Source organism: Shinella sp. HZN7, from assembly GCF_001652565.1.
GTDB classification, from domain to species: Bacteria; Pseudomonadota; Alphaproteobacteria; order Rhizobiales; family Rhizobiaceae; genus Shinella; species Shinella granuli.
In genome coordinates this window covers 3,195,007-3,211,250 of the sequence record NZ_CP015736.1, presented here as the reverse complement: position 1 = coordinate 3,211,250, position 16,244 = coordinate 3,195,007, and the positions used below count along the sequence as shown (strand labels likewise).

The following is a 16,244-nucleotide window of genomic DNA, read 5'->3' as shown; positions in this document are numbered from 1 at the left end:
TCCCGACAGTCGAAATCTTATGCGTCCAGCTCGAGCATCAGCGTCGCCAGGGGCGGCAGGGTGATCGTGGCTGCTATTCTTCCATTTGCGTTTTTCTTGGCCTGCACGGCGCCGCCATTGCCCTTGCCGCTGCCGCCGTAGATCTCGGCGTCGGTGTTGAGGATTTCCCGCCAGCGGCCCTCCACCGGCAGCGGGACCCCGTAGTTCTCGCGGTAGACGGGAGTGAAGTTGGTGACGACGGCGATCGGCTTCTCGCCCGGCGCCTTGCGCAGCCAGGCGAAGACGGAGTTCTCCCGGTCGTCGGCGATCAGCCATTCGAAGCCGTCGCCCTCGCAGTCGCGCGCATGCAGCGCCGCCTTGCGGCGGTAGGTGCCGTTGAGATCCCGCACCAGCCGGCGCATGCCCTCGTGCAGCGGATATTCGAGCAGGTTCCAATCGAGGGCGCGCGCCTCGCTCCATTCCTGCCATTGCGCGAATTCCTGGCCCATGAAGAGCAGCTTCTTGCCGGGATAGCCCCACATGAAGCCGTAGTAGGCGCGCAGATTCGCGAATTTCTGCCAGTCGTCGCCCGTCATCTTGGCGATCAGCGAGCCCTTGCCGTGCACGACCTCGTCATGGCTGAGCGGCAGCACGAAGTTCTCCGTGAAGGCATAGAGCAGGCCGAAGGTCATGTCGTTGTGGTGGAACTTGCGGTGCACCGGCTCGCGCGACAGGTACTGCAGCGTGTCGTGCATGAAGCCCATGTTCCACTTGAAGCCGAAGCCGAGGCCGCCGTCGTGCACGGGGGCCGAAACCTTCGGCCAGGAGGTCGATTCCTCCGCGATGGTCAGGATGCCGGGATGGGCGGCATAGACATGGCTGTTCATCGACTGCAGGAAGCGCACGGCCTCCAGGTTCTCGTTGCCGCCATATTCGTTCGGCACCCATTCGCCGTGCTTGCGCGAATAGTCGAGATAGAGCATCGAGGCGACCGCATCGACGCGCAGGCCGTCGAGGTGGAATTTTTCCGCCCAGTAGAGCGCGTTGTTGATGAGGTAGGAGAGAACCTCGGCGCGACCGAAATTGTAGATCGCGGTGTTCCAGTCCGGATGAAAGCCCTGCCGCGGGTCCTCGTGCTCATAGAGCGCGGTGCCGTCGAATTGGCGCAGGCCGTGCGCGTCGGTCGGGAAATGCGCCGGCACCCAGTCGAGGATGACGCCGATGCCCACCTTGTGGCAGCCGTTGACGAAGCGGGCAAAACCTTCCGGCTCGCCGAAGCGGGCGGTCGGCGAATAGAGGCCGGTCGTCTGATAGCCCCAGGACGGATCGAAGGGGAATTCGGTGATCGGCAGGAACTCGATATGGGTGAAGCCCATGTCGACGCAATAGGGGATCAGGCGGCTCGCCAACTCGTCCCAGGTAAGGAAGTCGCCGCTATCGTTCTTCTGCCAGGAACCGGCATGCACCTCGTAGATCGAGATCGGCTGGCGGCGGGCGTCGGCAGCGGCCCAGTGCGCAAGGTGCGCCGCGTCTTCCCAGGCCTGGTCGATCGGCCCTGTCGTCATGGAGGCGTTGTTGGGGCGCAGCTCCGAGCGGCGGGCGAAGGGGTCGGCCTTCAGCGGCAGGACCTCGCCGTTGATGCCGACGATCTCGTATTTGTAGGCATGGCCGATGGTGATGCCGGGCAGGAAGATTTCCCAGATGCCGGTGTCGCGGCGCAGCCGCATCGCATTCAGCCGGCCGTCCCAATTGTTGAAATTGCCGACGATGGAGACCCGCTTGGCATTCGGCGCCCAGACGGCGAAGTGGAACCCTTCGATGCCGTCGAGCGTCATCGGATGGGCGCCGAGCTTGTCGAACAGGCGAAGGTGCGAACCCTCGCGGATGTAGTAGTCGTCCATCGGGCCGAGCACCGGGCCGAAGGAATAGGGATCGATCACCACCCATTCGCCGCCGTCATTTCTGGCGCGGTAGCGGATCGGCTGGAGTTTCTTGACGGAGACCTCGCCGGCGAAGATGCCGGCCGGATCGACCTGCGTCAGCTCGCCGATCTCCTTGCCCGAGAGCGTCTCGGCAGTCACCTCAGCCGCGCCGGGCAGGAAGCAGCGGGCGACATAGCCGTTGCCGGCCGCATGCAGGCCGAGCACGGCGAACGGGTCCCAGTGCCGGCTTTCCAAGATCGCGTCGATATCCGCCTTCGCCAGAAGCTCTGACGGCCCACCCGTCGTGCCTGTTTTCGGCGGTGCGATCATCAGGCTCTCCAGATTTCCTTGGCGTATTGGCGGATGGTGCGGTCGGACGAGAACCAGCCCATGCGGGCCGTGTTGCGGATGGTCTTGGAGTACCACGAGGCCCGGTCGGTCCAGATGGCGTCGACATCGCGCTGGGCCTTGTCATAGGCGTCGAAATCGGCGGCCACCATGAACCAGTCGTGATTGTAGAGGCCGTCGACGAGACCGGCGAAGCGGTTGCGGTCATCGGGCGAGAAGACGCCGGAGGAGATCGCGGCGAGCGCCTGCGACAGCTCCCTCGACTGTTCGATGATGGCGCGCGGATTGTGCCCTTCGGCCCTGACCTTCGCCACTTCTTCCGCCGTCATGCCGAAGATCACGATGTTCTCCTCGCCCACATGGTCGCGCATCTCGACATTGGCCCCGTCGAGCGTGCCGATCGTCAGCGCCCCGTTCAACGCGAACTTCATGTTGCCGGTTCCCGACGCTTCCATGCCGGCGGTGGAAATCTGTTCCGAGAGATCGGCGGCCGGCACCATGATCTCGGCGAGCGAGACATTGTAGTTCGGCACGAAGACGACCTTGAGCAGGCCGCGCACGGCCGGATCGTTGTTGATCACCTTCGCCACGTCGTTGGCGAGCTTGATGATCAGCTTGGCATTGTGGTAGCTCGGCGCCGCCTTGCCAGCGAAGAGTTTCACGCGGGGCACCCAGTCGAGTTCGGGATGCGAGCGAATCTGGTCGTAGAGCGCCACGGCCTCGATGATGTTGAGCAACTGGCGCTTGTATTCGTGGATGCGCTTGATCTGGATATCGAACATCGCGGCGGGATCGATGCGGACCCCCATGCGGCTCCCGACGAGGTTGGCGAGGCGGTTCTTGTTCTCCCGCTTGATCGCGGCGAAACGCTCCTGGAAATCCCTGTTGTCGGCGAAGGCGTCGAGCGCCTTCAGCGCCTCGGCATCATCCATGAAGGCATCGCCGATCGCTTCGCGGATCAGGTTGAAGAGGCCCGGATTGCACTGCATCAGCCAGCGGCGCGGAGTGATGCCGTTGGTCTTGTTGTTGATGCGGTCCGGATAGAGATTGTGCAGGTCGGCGAAGACCGTTTCCTTCATCAGCTCGGTGTGCAGCGCCGAAACGCCGTTGATCGAGTGCGAGCCGACGAAGGCGAGGTTGCCCATGCGCACGCGCCGCTCGCCCGATTCCTCGATCAGCGAGATGTTGCGGATGCGCTGGTCCTCGAACCCCTTCTCCTTGCGTGCTTCGACGAGGATCTTGGCATTGATCGCGTAGACGATCTGCATGTGGCGCGGCAGCAGCCGCTCGAGCAGCGGCACGGGCCAGCTTTCCAGCGCTTCCGGCAGCAGCGTGTGGTTGGTGTAGGAGAAGGTGCGGTGGGCGATGTCCCAGGCCGTATCGAAATCGATGCCGTGCACGTCGGTGAGCAGGCGCACCAGTTCGGCAACGGAAATGGCCGGGTGGGTATCGTTGAGCTGGATGGCGACGGCATCCGGCAACGAGGTGAAATCCGGATATTGCTGCAGGTGGCGGCGCAGGATGTCCTGCAGCGAGGCGGAGCAGAAGAAGAACTCCTGCCTGAGGCGCAGCTCCTGGCCGGCGGAGGTGGCGTCGGCCGGGTAGAGGACACGCGTCAGGCTTTCCGCCTTGTTGCTCTCGCGCAGCGCGCCGATATGGTCGCCGGCATTGAAGGCGTCGAGCAGGATCGGGTCGATCGGGTTGGCGGCCCACAGGCGCAGCGTGTTGACGCGCTTGGCCCGCCAGCCGACGGCCGGGGTGTCATAGGCGGTCGCGATGACGCGCTCGGCCGGCTTCCAGACGAAGCGCTGCTTTTCCTCGCCGATATTGATGGTTTCCACGGCTCCGCCGAAGCCGATTTCGTAGGAACTCTCGCGCCGCTCGAATTCCCAGGGGTTGCCGTGGGCAAGCCAGGTCTCCGGCAGTTCCACCTGCCAACCGTCCGCCATCTGCTGGCGGAAGAGGCCGTGCACGTAGCGGATGCCGTAGCCATAGGCCGGCACGTCGACCGTCGCCATGCTTTCCATGAAACAGGCGGCCAGGCGCCCGAGACCGCCATTGCCGAGGGCGGCATCCGGCTCCAGCTCGGCGATGATGTCGAGGTCGACGCCGAGCGAGGCGAGCGCGTGGCGCATCTCGTCCATGATACCGATATTGGTCATGGCGTCGCGCATCAGACGGCCGATGAGGAATTCGAGCGAGAGGTAGTAGACCCGCTTTGCGCCTGTCGCATAGGTCCGGCGGGTGGAGTCCATCCACTTGTCGGTGATGCGGTCGCGCGCAACCAGGATGGCCGCCGTCAGCCAGTCATGCGGCTTGGCCACTTTCGGGTCCTTGCCGATACGGTATTTGAGGCGCTCCAGCAGCTCGGTCGCAAGCTGTTCGCGATCGGATGATCGGGGGCGGGGGCGAGATCGTTGTTGGTAACCCGGTTCATCATCGGTGAACTTTGCCCCCTCGCATTCTGTGCGTCTGTTCTCGCGAAAGTCGCGTTTAAATCAATTTATGCATCTATCCGAAGCGCTTGCAACATGCTTTTCAAGAAAGGCAGCATGCATTTTCGACATGCCTGAAACACGTTGAACATGCTAAAAAACCCGCCGGGCAAGCCCGGCGGGTTTTGCGTTTTCCGATAGCGGGATGCCGCTTATTTGGTCAGGCGGGAGACCACTGCGGAGGTGCGCTCGCCGATCACCTTGAAGGCGGAGACCAGGGCCGCCATGTTCTCGGCCTGGAAGTAGTGCGACGTGCTCGATGCACACTCCTTGAGCAGATTCTGGCCGCGGGTCGGTGCCATGAAGGCGACGGCGTAGACCTCCATGCCGTCTTTCTTCGCGGCGGCGCAGGTCGCCTTCGTGCTCGTGTCGTCGGATGTGTTGTTGTTGTCGCCATCCGTCATGAAGACGATGTACTTGGTCGGGACCTGACCGTTCTTGTCCTTGTGCGCCTTGTTTTCAGACGATTCCTTCAGCCTGTTGTAGGCCGTTTCCATGGCCTTGCCAGAGGCGGTGCCGCCTTCGGCATTGAGCTTGTTGACGTAGTCGAGCGAATTCGTGAAGCCCCAGGCCAGGGCGCTCGGCGTGTAGCTGACCGAATCGTAGGCGATCGAGCCGGTGCGCACGAAGGTGTTGGTCGGGTCCGCTGCCTTGAACTGGGTGAAGAGGCTTGCCACGGCAAGTTTCAACGCGGCCATCTTGGAGACATAGCACGGGCTCGTCGCCTTGGTCTTGGTATTGCCCCAGTTCGATTCCGTCCAGTTGATGCAGGAATAGACCGATGTGTCCTTTTCGTTGGTGATCCAGGCCATCGAGCCGGATTTGTCGAGCACGAGGAACATCGAGAGGGCGTTCTTCGATTCCGTCGCGCTTTCCGCCGAACTTGCGGCGTTCATCGTGGTCTTCGTCTGGCCGAGAAGCCGCGTGAAGGGATTGAACTTCATCTCGTAGCTTGTCGAGACGTTCACCTTGAACGACTTGCCGTTGCCGAGCAGCGCCGTCTCGGTGATGTCGACGACGGTGGAGGCATCGAAATCGTATTCGTTCTTCGGGTCGTCGTTCTCGCCGCCCACCTCGACGTCTTCGACCGCGGTCGAACCGCTCATCTGCGTCTTCAGGAAGCGCATGGCGATGACCTTCGCCTCGGATATGTTCTTGCCGTCATTGGCGAGCGCCGAGGCCGCGGCGAGCGCGGCCGCATCGGCGGCGTCCTGCAACTCGGCCTTCTTCATGACCATGGTGGTCAGGTCGATGGCGACGCCGCCGGCCGCCAGCATGACTGGGAAGATGAGCGCCGTCATCATTCCGAAATTGCCGCCGCGATCCCGCAGGAGGCGGGAGACCCAGGTCTTTCTTTCCGTGTTCTTCGTCATGAGAATTCACCCACCATCTTCATAATGTGGGGGGAACCTAGCAGCGAAGTGTTATTTAACGGTTCGGGCGCGTGGTATAGTTTTCGTAAAATTGCATAGACCCTGAGAAACCGGCCTTTGCGGCTGTTTCCAAACGGGATTTCATGCCGTCTGGCGCACCGGGATGACGTCGACGGCCTGGTTCGTCTTGTGCTGGCCGTAGCCTTTCAGAACGCCGATGACGGGGGCGACGTCCGCATAGTCGCGGCCGTAGGCGACGACGATATGGTCGGTGCCGGCGGGGATGTCGTTGGTCGGGTCGAGCTCCATCCAGCCGTTCACCCGGCCGCACCAGTAGCGCACCCAGGCATGCATGGCGTCCGCCCCTTCCAGGCGTTCCTTGCCCGGCGGGGGGATGGTGCGCAGGAACCCGCTGACATAGCCGGCGGGAATGCCGAGGCTCCTCAGCGCCACGATCATCACATGGGTGAAATCCTGGCAGACGCCGCGCTTCAGCTTGAAGGCCTCGCGCGGCGTCGTGTCGACATTCGTCGCCTTCGGGTCGTAGGTGAAATCCTTGTGGATGCGCGCGCAGACGGCCGTCGCGATGGCGCGGATCGTCATGTCCGGCCTGACGATGGAGCGGGCATATTCGGCGATCTCGGGGCAGTCCTTCAGCCGCGGGCTCGGGCCGGTATAATGGTGCGGCGAGCCGGCATCGAGCGACCAGTAGTTCGCGATATCCTCCGGCAGGTCGGTGACGCGCGGGGAGAAGTCGGCGGCGGGCTCCGGCATGTCGACATGCACGCGCGCCTGCATGCGGATGTCGAGCCGCTCATGCGCGTTGCGGAAGAGGATGGCGCTCATCGGGTTGTCGAAGAAGTCGGTGTGGTCGACCCGTTCGCCGGGGCCGGGGGTCACGCCCACCGTGCCGGCGACGAGCCGCTGGCGCCCGGCGATCGACAGCGGCAGCACGCGTACGATATGCCGGCCGCCGGAAACCGGCGTGTCGTAGAGGTAGCTGATATGGAGGTTGACGTCGTAGAGCATGGTTTCGGCGCCTCCCCCTCGCTCAGCTCAGATAGGTCTGTGCAAGAATGTCGGACAGCTTTTCGAGTTCCGTCTCGAAGCGCTTGTAGACCGCGTCCGTCATCGTTTCCGGCGTCATCACCGCGAGCCCCGCATGCAGCCGCATGGCCTCGCGGTAGAAGGGTGACATCTGGCCGTTGGCATAGGCGTTCGGCAACTGCTCGACCTCGTTCTTGATCTCGTTCAGCTGGTAGAGGATCGAGCGCGGGTTGAGCGGGTCGAGCGCGAGGAGGTCCGTGACCGTCAGGCGCGCGGTCGCGACATTATAGCGGCGGCGGTGGGTCATGACGCTGTCGCCGATCTCCAGCAGCATGTCGAGCGCGCCGTCGGGCGCATCCTCGCCGGACATGTGGCCGAGCAGGCGCGTCATGTGCAGGCCGCGTTCGAGATAGCGGCCGATGGAGAGGAAACGCCAGCCGGTGAAGCGGTACATGTTCTCGTGCACGAGACCGGCGAAGCCCGCGAGCTTGCGGAGCAGCACGGTCATGGCGCGCGTCGCGTCGTCGCCGGCCTCGACGTTGACATGGAAGCGGCGGGCTGTCTTCGACAGGTCGTTCAGCGCCAGCCAGCCATCCGGCGAGAAGCGGTCGCGGATATTGCTGGCGGAGAAGACCGCGCTGTCGATGTTGCGGATGAGGCTTGTCGGCACGGCCTCCGACGTGTCGATGTCGAGCGCTTCCAGGTAGTCGGTGACGTCCTTCAGCAGCGGCTGCCCGGGATTGGCATATTCGGCGTAACGGCCGTGCCAGGCGCGCAGGATGCGCAAGGCGCCTTCCGCCCGCTCGATGTAGCGGCCGAGCCAGAAGAGGTTGTCGGCCGCGCGGCTCGGCAGGCTACCGGGCATGTTGCGGGTGAAGACCTCTTCGGCGGGCAGCAGCGAGGTGCGCTCGACGGGTTTCCGGCTGACGATCCAGACATCGGCGGCCGAGCCGCCCTTCTGCATGGCGATGGCCGCGACATTGTCGCCGGCGCCGATGCGGGCGAAGCCGCCGGGCATGATCTGCCAGCCGTCGCGCGTGCGGGCGGCGAAGACGCGCAGCGACATCGGCCGCGGCACGAGCTTGCCGTCCACGAAGGCGGGCGTCGTGGAGAGGGTGACGGCTTCCTGGCCGACCAGCTTGGCACCGTCGCTCGCCAGCCATTCGGCGATCGATTGCTTGGCGGTGTCGCGCAAGGTGGAGCCGAGAACGGACTGTTCGTTGTCGTCGAAGAAGGGGCGGGTCGAATAGGCGGGGCCGATGACCATGCGCTCGATATGGGCCGCGACATGCTCCCGCTCGCTCTTCTGGCCGCACCACCAGGTGGCCACGGACGGCAGGAGCTGGTCCTCGCCGAGAAGCTGGCGACAGATATTCGGCAGGAAGGCGAGGAAGGCACGGGTCTCGACGATGCCGGCGCCGAGCGCGTTGACGAAGGTGACGGAGCCGGCGCGCAGCGCCTCCACCATGCCGGGCGTGCCGATATGGGAGTTCTGGTTCAGTTCCAGCGGGTCGGCGAAGGCGGCGTCGAGCCGCCGCCAGAGCACGCCGACGGGCTTGAGGCCGGCGACGGTGCGCACCATGACCCGGCCGCCGACGACCGTCAGGTCCTCGCCCTCCAGCAGCATGAAGCCGAGATAGCGGGCGATGTAGGCGTGTTCGAAATAGGTCTCGTTGGCAAGGCCCGGTGTCAGGACGGCGATGCGATCCTCGGCCGACTTGTTGGCCTGCAGCGTGGTGCGGAAGGCGCCGAAGAAACCGGCGAGGCGGTGGACATGGGTTTCCGCATAGACGTCGGAAAAGGCGCGGGTCGTCGCCACGCGGTTCTCCAGCGCGAAGCCGGCGCCGGACGGGGCCTGCGTGCGGTCGGACAGCACCCACCAGTTGCCGTCAGGCCCGCGGCCGATCTCGAAGGAGACGAAATGCAGGAAATGCTGGCCGGCGGGATGCACGCCGACGAGCGGGCGGAGGAACTCGTTGTTGGAGGCGACGAGGGCAGGGGGAGCAAGCCGTTCGCGACGAGCTCGTTCTTGCCGTAGATATCGGCGACGACGGCTTCCAGCAGTTCGGCGCGCTGGATGAGGCCGCGCGAGAGGTTTTCCCACTCCGCTTCGTCGATCAGCACGGGAATGTGGGAGAGCGGCCAGGCACGGTCGCTGACCGCCTCCTTGCCATAGGCGCGGTAGAAGACGCCGGCATCGCGCAGATACCGGTCGGCGCGGGCGAAGCGGCCGGCAAGGTCCGCCTCGTCCATGCGGCCGAGCGCGTTCAGGAAATGCCGCCAGACAGGGCGCACCACGCCCGCGGTGTCGACCATCTCGTCGGCCACATCCGGAAGCGGGGCATAGGCGTGTGCCGCCTCGGCCGCCCTGCGTTCCGCCTCCACACTCGTGGTCTTCAATCCATTCACTCCTAACGGAGGTCAGATGCCGGGCGGCCGGCGCAGATCCAGCGTCAGCGGGAAATCCGCCGACGGTGTTTCCGGCCACAGCGTATAGCCACCCGTCCTGTGCCCCCAGGGCTCGAACCGCGCCAGCCTGCGCGCCTCGGCCTCGTTGCCGTTGACCGGGAAGGTGTCATAGTTGCGTCCACCCGGATGGGCAACGTGGTAAATGCAGCCCCCGATCGCCCGCCGCGACCATGTATCATAAATGTCGAAAGTAAGCGGTGTGTTGACGGGCAGCACCGGATGCAGGCCCGAGGCCGGTTGCCAGGCCTTGTAGCGCACGCCCGCGACGGAAACGCCCTTCGTGCCGGTCTGCTTCAGCGGCAAGGGCCGGCCGTTGCAGGCGACGGTGTAGCGCTCCGGATTGACCGTCTCCAGCTTCACCTGCAGCCGTTCGACGGACGAATCGACATAGCGCACGGTGCCGCCGATCGCGCCCTGTTCGCCCATGACATGCCAGGGTTCCAGCGCCTGGCGCACCTCAAGGTTCGCGCCCTCGTATTCGACCTCCCCGCAGAAGGGGAAGCGGAATTCGAGCTGGGCGGAAAACCATTCGGGCCGGAGGTCGAAGCCGTTCGCCTTGAGGTCGGCGATGACGTCGAGAAAATCCTGCCAGACATAGTGCGGCAGCATGAAGCGGTCGTGCAGCGTGGTGCCCCAGCGCACGAAGCTCCCCTTGGCCGGGTTCAGCCAGAACCGGGCGATGAGCGCGCGGATCAGCAATTGCTGGGCCAGGCTCATGCGGGCGTTCGGCGGCATTTCGAAGCCGCGGAATTCGACGAGGCCGAGCCGGCCTGTCGGCCCGTCCGGCGAAAACAGCTTGTCGATGCAGATTTCCGAACGGTGCGTGTTGCCGGTGACGTCGGTCAGGAGGTTGCGGAACAGCCGGTCGACGAGCCAGGGCAGCGGCGGCGCACCCTCGCCCGGCGCAGGCACCTGGGCGAGCGCGATCTCCATCTCGTAGAGCGAATCGTGCCGGGCCTCGTCGATGCGCGGGGCCTGGCTGGTCGGGCCGATGAAGAGGCCGGAGAAGAGGTAGGAGAGCGAGGGATGGCGCTGCCAGTGCAGGACGAGGCTCTTCAGGAGGTCCGGACGGCGTAGGAACGGGCTGTCGTTCGGGTTCCTGCCGCCGACGACCACATGGTTGCCGCCGCCGGTGCCGGTGTGGCGGCCGTCGATCATGAACTTGTCGGCGCCGAGGCGGGACTGGCGCGCCTCCTCGTAGACGATGCTGGTGATGTCGACGCAATCCTGCCAGCCGGATGCGGGATGGATGTTGACCTCGATGACGCCGGGATCGGGCGCGACGCGGATGACGTTGAGGCGTTCGTCCTGCGGCGGGGCGTAGCCTTCGATATGGACGGGCAGGCCGAGCCGGTCGGCCGCCCGCTCGGCGGCGGTCACGAGGTCGAGATAGTCCTCGACCCGCTCGACGGGCGGCATGAAGATCGAGAGCCGGCCATCGCGCGCCTCGACGCTCATCGCCGTGCGCACCGCGCCGACGATTTCGCTGCGGACCTGCTCGACGCGGTCCTGCCCGGCCTCGCTCGCCTGGAACGAGGCCGCGGCCATCGTGCGGCCGGGTTCGGAATAATCCGGCAGCGGCGGCTTGCTCTCGGAAGGGTCGGCCGGGTTGATGTAGGGGTAGCCGGAGGGCGGAAGATAGGGCAGGGCGCCGAGCGGCAGGCGGTAGCCGACGGGGCTGTCGCCGGGAACCAGGAAGATCTTGCCGCGGCGCGTGCGCCATCTTTCGCTGACCCAGCGCCGCCCGCCGGCGCGTGCGTTCCAGGCCTGGACCGGCAGGATATGGCCGGTCGGCGTGGTGAGGCCGCGTTCGAAGACGCGGGCGATGCGGCTGCGTTCTTCCGGATTTTCGAGCTTCGAGTTCGACGGATCGACATTCTCGGGAAGATTGCCTTCCTTGATGATCCACTCGGCGGGGTCTTCATAGGCCGGCTGCACCATGTCCGGTTCGACGCCGAGTTCCTCGGCGATGCCGGTCAGTACGGCCTTGGCATCGGCCTCCCCGACATCCGCATCACTGCCTTCTTCGGCGATCAGATCCGGATTCTGCCAGATCGGCCGGCCGTCACGGCGCCAGTAGAGCGAGAAGGTCCAGCGCGGCAGGCTCTCGCCGGGATACCATTTGCCCTGGCCGTAATGCAGGAAGCCGCCGGGGGCGAAGCGCTGCCGCAGGCGACGGATCAGCTGGTCGGCCTTCTCTCGTTTGGTCGGGCCGACGGCTGCGGTGTTCCATTCGTCGGATTCGAAATCGTCGATGGAGACGAAGGTCGGTTCGCCGCCCATGGTGAGGCGGACGTCGTTTGCGGCGAGGACCGAATCCACCTCGTGGCCGAGCGCGTTCAGCGCCTCCCAGCTCTCGTCGGAAAAGGGTTTGGTGATGCGCGGATGCTCGGCGACGCGATCCACCGTCATGGCGAAGTCGAACTCGGTATTCGCCTCACCGAAATAACCGCCGGAAATTGGCGCGGCGTTGCGGTAGTGCGGGGTGGCGGCGAGCGGGATGTGGCTTTCGCCGGTCAAAAGGCCCGAGGTCGGGTCGAGGCCGATCCAGCCGGCGCCGGGGATATAGACCTCGCACCAGGCATGCAGGTCCGTGAAATCGACCTCCGTGCCGGAGGGGCCGTCGAGCGCCTTCAGGTCCGGCGTCAACTGGATGAGATAGCCGGAGACGAAGCGGGCGGCAAAGCCGAGATTGCGCAGGATCTGCACGAGCAGCCAGCTCGAATCGCGGCAGGAGCCCCTTGCGGTCGTCAGCGTCTCCTCCGGCGTCTGCACGCCCGGCTCCATGCGGATGACGTAGCCCACCTGCTGCTGGAGACGCGCATTCAGGCCGACGACCATGTCCACCGTGCGCTGGCGCGAGCGGTCGACGCTCGCCATGAAGGCTTCCAGTTCAGGCCCCATCGGCTCGGGGGTGCGGTAGATCTTCAGGTCTTCGCGCAGGTCCTCCGGATAGTCGAAGGGCCAGTGTTCCGCCTCCTCCTCCACGAAGAAGTCGAACGGATTGTAGACCGTCATGTCGGCGACGAGGTCGACCTCGATCTTCAGTTCCGTGACCGGATCGGGGAAGACGTAGCGGGCGAGGTAGTTGCCGTAGGGATCCTGCTGGAGGTTCACGAAGTGGTTTTCCGGCGAGACCTTCAGCGAATGGCTGATGACCTTGGTCTTGGAATGCGCCGCCGGCTTCAGCCGGATGATCTGGGGTCCGAGACGGACCGGGTTGTCGTATTTGTAATGGGTGAGGTGGTAGATACCGGCCTTGATCGACATGCGCTCTCTTTTTCCCCTCGGTGACGGTCTTCTGCCGCCATCGCGAGGAGTTTGTGCAATGCGAAGAGAGATTGCAAGCGGGAATGGCGCACGCTTCCGGCTGCTCAGGCGATGCGTTGGAGCAGCGGCGGTGCCGCCGGCGTCTCGTGCGGGATCTCGAACTGGCCGACCAAGCGGGCGAGTGTCGCCGATTCATCCGTGAGACGGTGGGTGACGGCGCTGCTTTCCTCGACCATCGCGGCGTTCTGCTGCGTGACCGTGTCGAGCTGGCGGATCGTCGTGTTGATCTCGTGGATGCCGGTGGACTGATCGCGGGCGGCGCGGGCGATCTCCTTGATCTCGGCGTCGATCGCATGGACCTTGCCGGCGATGTCGCGCAGCACGCTGCCGGTCTCGCGCACGAGGCCCGCCCCGCGCGCCACCTCGTCGGCGGATTTGGTGATCAGCGCCTTCACTTCGCGGGCGGCGCTCGCAGTGCGCTGGGCAAGCTCCCGTACTTCCTGGGCGACGACGGCAAAGCCCTTGCCGGCTTCGCCGGCACGGGCGGCCTCCACGCCGGCATTCAGTGCCAGGAGGTTCGTCTGGAAAGCGATGTCGTCGATGACGCCGATGATGTTTCCGATTTCGTGCGAGGAGGCCTCGATCTTGCCGATGGCGCCGACGACGTTGTCGACGACCTGCTCGGAGGCGGCCGAACTCTTCTTGGTGTCGGAGGCGAGGCGTTCGGCGACCGTCGTGCGCTCGGCGGCGGATTGCACGGCCTGCGTCATCTCGGCAAGCGCCGTCGCGGCCTCGCCGAGCGAGGCGGCCTGGCGCTCGGTGCGGGTGGAAAGCTGCATCAGCGCTTCCTGCATCTCGCCGGAATCGTCACGGATGCGGTGCGTGTTGACGCGCACCGTGGTCATGGCTTCGGCGAGCCGTTCGATGGAGGCGTTGTAATCCGTGCGGATGCGATCGAGCGCGGCGATGAAGGGCCTGTCGATGCGCCGTGTCAGGTCGCCGCGAGCGAGGTGCTGCAGCGCTTCGGCAAGGTGCTGCACGGCTGCTTCCGTCTCGGCGTCCTCCACCTGTCTGGCGGCGTCGCGCGCGGCGCGTTCGCTTTCGGCGTCCTCGCGCATCGTCGCTGTTTCCCGCTGCAGGCGTTCCTTTTCGATCGCCGCATCGCGGAAGACGACGACGGAGCGCGCCATGTCACCGATCTCGTCGCGGCGGTCCCTGCCGTTGCAGGCGATGGTCGTGTCACCGCCCGCCAGGTGGTTCATGTCGGAAACGAGGGCGGTGATCGGGCGCGAAAGGCGGCTGGCGAAGAGGAAGCCGACGGCCGCCGTGACGGCGAGCACGCCGAACGAGATCAGCAGGGTCCAGTTGATGAGGCGGTTGAGGCCGGCAAAGACCTCGCTGGAGGCCATGACCGCGGCAACCGTCCAGGTACGGCCGAGGAAATCGAAGCGCGCGGCGGCGAGTTTCGCCTCGTGGCCGCGGTGATCGGGCAGGGTCGCACTGGCGATCGCCGCGCCATCGGCGGCCGTCAGAAGATCCGGAGCGATGCGCATGGCGAACACGTCGGCGTCCACGCCATGCGAGGGGCGGGTGAGGAGGTCGCCTTCCGCGTTCAGCAGCATGGCCTCACCGGTTTCGCCAAGGCCGACCGGATTGTTCAGCTTTGCGGTGATGCGCTCGGTCGGCAGCGCGACCACGAGCACGCCGATCTTGCCGGCGACGGAGGAGACCGGGGCGGCGAGGAAGGCGGTGGCGCGACCGGCGGGGGCGTAAGCCTCGAAATCGCCGAAGGAGACGATGGCCGTGTCCGTGCCGGGCGCAGCCTCCGCAAACACCCTGGCAAGGCCGGTATCCTTGAGCGCCGGGTCGTTCACGACATTGCTGCCGAAATCGCCGTGTTTCTTCAGGGAATAGACCACGTCGCCGCTGAGATTGACCAGCAGCATGTCGTCAAAACCAAGTGTCTCGGCATTGCGCTGGAAGAAGCCATGGTAGCGGCCGTGCAACTGGTCGAACGTGTCGACCTCGGCGGATTTGAGATCGGCCTTGCCGCCGTAGCGGCGGTGCAGTTCACCTGTGCGGTCGCCCTCGATGCCGCCGAACGCGCCGGACAGGTCGTCGAGCGCCTTGGCGACCACTTTCTGGCCAGCGAGGTCGCGCGTCTCCTTGACGATCGATTGCAGATATTGCGCCACCTCGTTGCGCCGGCCGTCGGCGAGCGTTTCCAGCTTCGTCACGGCGGCTGCGGCCGACTGGCTGGCGCTTAGCGTAAGGCTTGCGACGCTGGTCGCGGAAATGGCGATGACGGCCAGCAGCAGGGCTGCAAGCGAAAGCTTGAGGGAAAGACGCATAGGATGATTTCTGAAAGAATACGCAGCTACAGATCATGCCGCTATCGGCTGTCAGAAAGCGCATCCTGCGGCCGGAGCCTGTCCGGTTCTGACAGTCCATCCATACCGTCCCGTCGTGACGACTCCATGACGGTTTGATGAAGGCTGTGGAAAGACGGGGCGGCCGGGCCGCCCCGCGTGGCCAAGGCTCAGCGGCTCATCGAAACCAGCGAGAAATAGGCGCCCTGGGGATCGACGCAATTGAGGATCCAGGCGCCGCCGGGCACTTCCATCGGACCCATGACGATCTGGCCGCCGCCGTCCGTCACGCGCTTTCCGGCGGCATCGAGGCCTTCGACGACGAAATAGTAGCCCCAGAAGGGCGGCGCGGGCGCGCCGGGCGGGTTGGTCATCATGCCGCCGATCGCGTCGCCGCCGCGCACGGCGAAGGTCTGGTAGGTGCCCATGCCGGCGTCCGACATGTCGACGGCCGTATCCTTCGTCCAGCCGAAGGTTTTCGAATAGAATTCCCAGGCGCTGTCGAGGTCGCCGGCCATCAGCTCGTTCCAGCCGATATGGCCGGGCGTCATCATGCCGGGCTGTTGGGGACCTTCGTCCTCGGTGGAAAAGAGCGAGAAGACGGCGCCGTGCGGATCGCTCGCGACGGCGAAGCGGCCGATGCCGGGAATGTCCTGCGGCTGGCGGCAGATCTTTCCGCCATTGGCCTCGATGTCCCGCAGCGTCTCCTCGATCCGGTCGGTGAAGATGTAGCCCATCCACATCGGCGGCATGCCTTCCGCCTCCGCCGGCAGCGTCATCAGGCCGGCCACCTGGTTCTCGCCGGCATAGGCGAGGGTGTAGTCCATGCCCTCCATGCCGGAATCACGCGTCGACCAGCCGACGACCGACGCATAGAACCGCTCGGCGGCGGGCACGTCGGGCGTCATGAGTTCATACCAGCAGAACGTGCCATAGTCCTTGTGCATGCGGTCGTCCCTTCTTTCGGTTGGC

6 protein-coding genes and 2 pseudogenes are annotated in these 16,244 nt (G+C 65.2%); all 8 read right to left on the bottom strand.

Annotation, left to right across the window (positions count from 1 at the left end; all coding sequences use genetic code 11):
- Positions 1-17: 17 nt before the first annotated feature.
- On the bottom strand, positions 18-2,231 hold the full coding sequence (gene glgB / locus shn_RS15510; RefSeq protein WP_064331197.1) for a 1,4-alpha-glucan branching protein GlgB: 2,214 nt from the start codon (positions 2,229-2,231) through the stop codon (positions 18-20).
- Positions 2,231-4,689 (bottom strand): annotated as a pseudogene (locus tag shn_RS15505) (glycogen/starch/alpha-glucan phosphorylase). Before shn_RS15505 ends, glgB begins: the two are co-directional and overlap by 1 nt.
- Before the next feature lie 207 nt (positions 4,690-4,896).
- On the bottom strand, positions 4,897-6,117 hold the full coding sequence (locus tag shn_RS15500; protein ID WP_064331195.1) for a TadE/TadG family type IV pilus assembly protein: 1,221 nt from the start codon (positions 6,115-6,117) through the stop codon (positions 4,897-4,899).
- Between the two features lie 141 nt (positions 6,118-6,258).
- A complete protein-coding gene (locus shn_RS15495; protein ID WP_064331194.1) occupies positions 6,259-7,146 on the bottom strand; it encodes a transglutaminase family protein in 888 nt (295 codons plus the stop codon).
- Positions 7,147-7,168: 22 nt separating this feature from the next.
- Positions 7,169-9,564, bottom strand: a pseudogene (locus shn_RS15490) (circularly permuted type 2 ATP-grasp protein).
- 21 nt (positions 9,565-9,585) lie between these two features.
- On the bottom strand, positions 9,586-12,903 hold the full coding sequence (locus shn_RS15485; RefSeq protein ID WP_064331193.1) for a DUF2126 domain-containing protein: 3,318 nt from the start codon (positions 12,901-12,903) through the stop codon (positions 9,586-9,588).
- Positions 12,904-13,007: 104 nt separating this feature from the next.
- Positions 13,008-15,254: a methyl-accepting chemotaxis protein gene (locus shn_RS15480; RefSeq protein WP_064331192.1), complete on the bottom strand. Its 2,247-nt coding sequence runs from the start codon at positions 15,252-15,254 to the stop codon at positions 13,008-13,010.
- A gap of 188 nt (positions 15,255-15,442) precedes the next feature.
- Positions 15,443-16,219 (bottom strand): VOC family protein, encoded by a 777-nt coding sequence (locus tag shn_RS15475; protein ID WP_064331191.1) that lies wholly within the window; start codon positions 16,217-16,219, stop codon positions 15,443-15,445.
- Between the last annotated feature and the right edge of the window lie 25 nt (positions 16,220-16,244).

Excerpts from the sequence above, each read along its gene's own strand:
- shn_RS15500 (WP_064331195.1), bottom strand. The coding sequence starts at position 6,117 with ATGACGAAGAACACGGAAAGAAAGACCTGGGTCTCCCGCCTCCTGCGG.
- shn_RS15495 (WP_064331194.1), bottom strand. The coding sequence starts at position 7,146 with ATGCTCTACGACGTCAACCTCCATATCAGCTACCTCTACGACACGCCG.
- glgB (WP_064331197.1), bottom strand. The coding sequence starts at position 2,231 with ATGATCGCACCGCCGAAAACAGGCACGACGGGTGGGCCGTCAGAGCTT.
- shn_RS15480 (WP_064331192.1), bottom strand. The coding sequence starts at position 15,254 with ATGCGTCTTTCCCTCAAGCTTTCGCTTGCAGCCCTGCTGCTGGCCGTC.
- shn_RS15475 (WP_064331191.1), bottom strand. The coding sequence starts at position 16,219 with ATGCACAAGGACTATGGCACGTTCTGCTGGTATGAACTCATGACGCCC.
- shn_RS15485 (WP_064331193.1), bottom strand. The coding sequence starts at position 12,903 with ATGTCGATCAAGGCCGGTATCTACCACCTCACCCATTACAAATACGAC.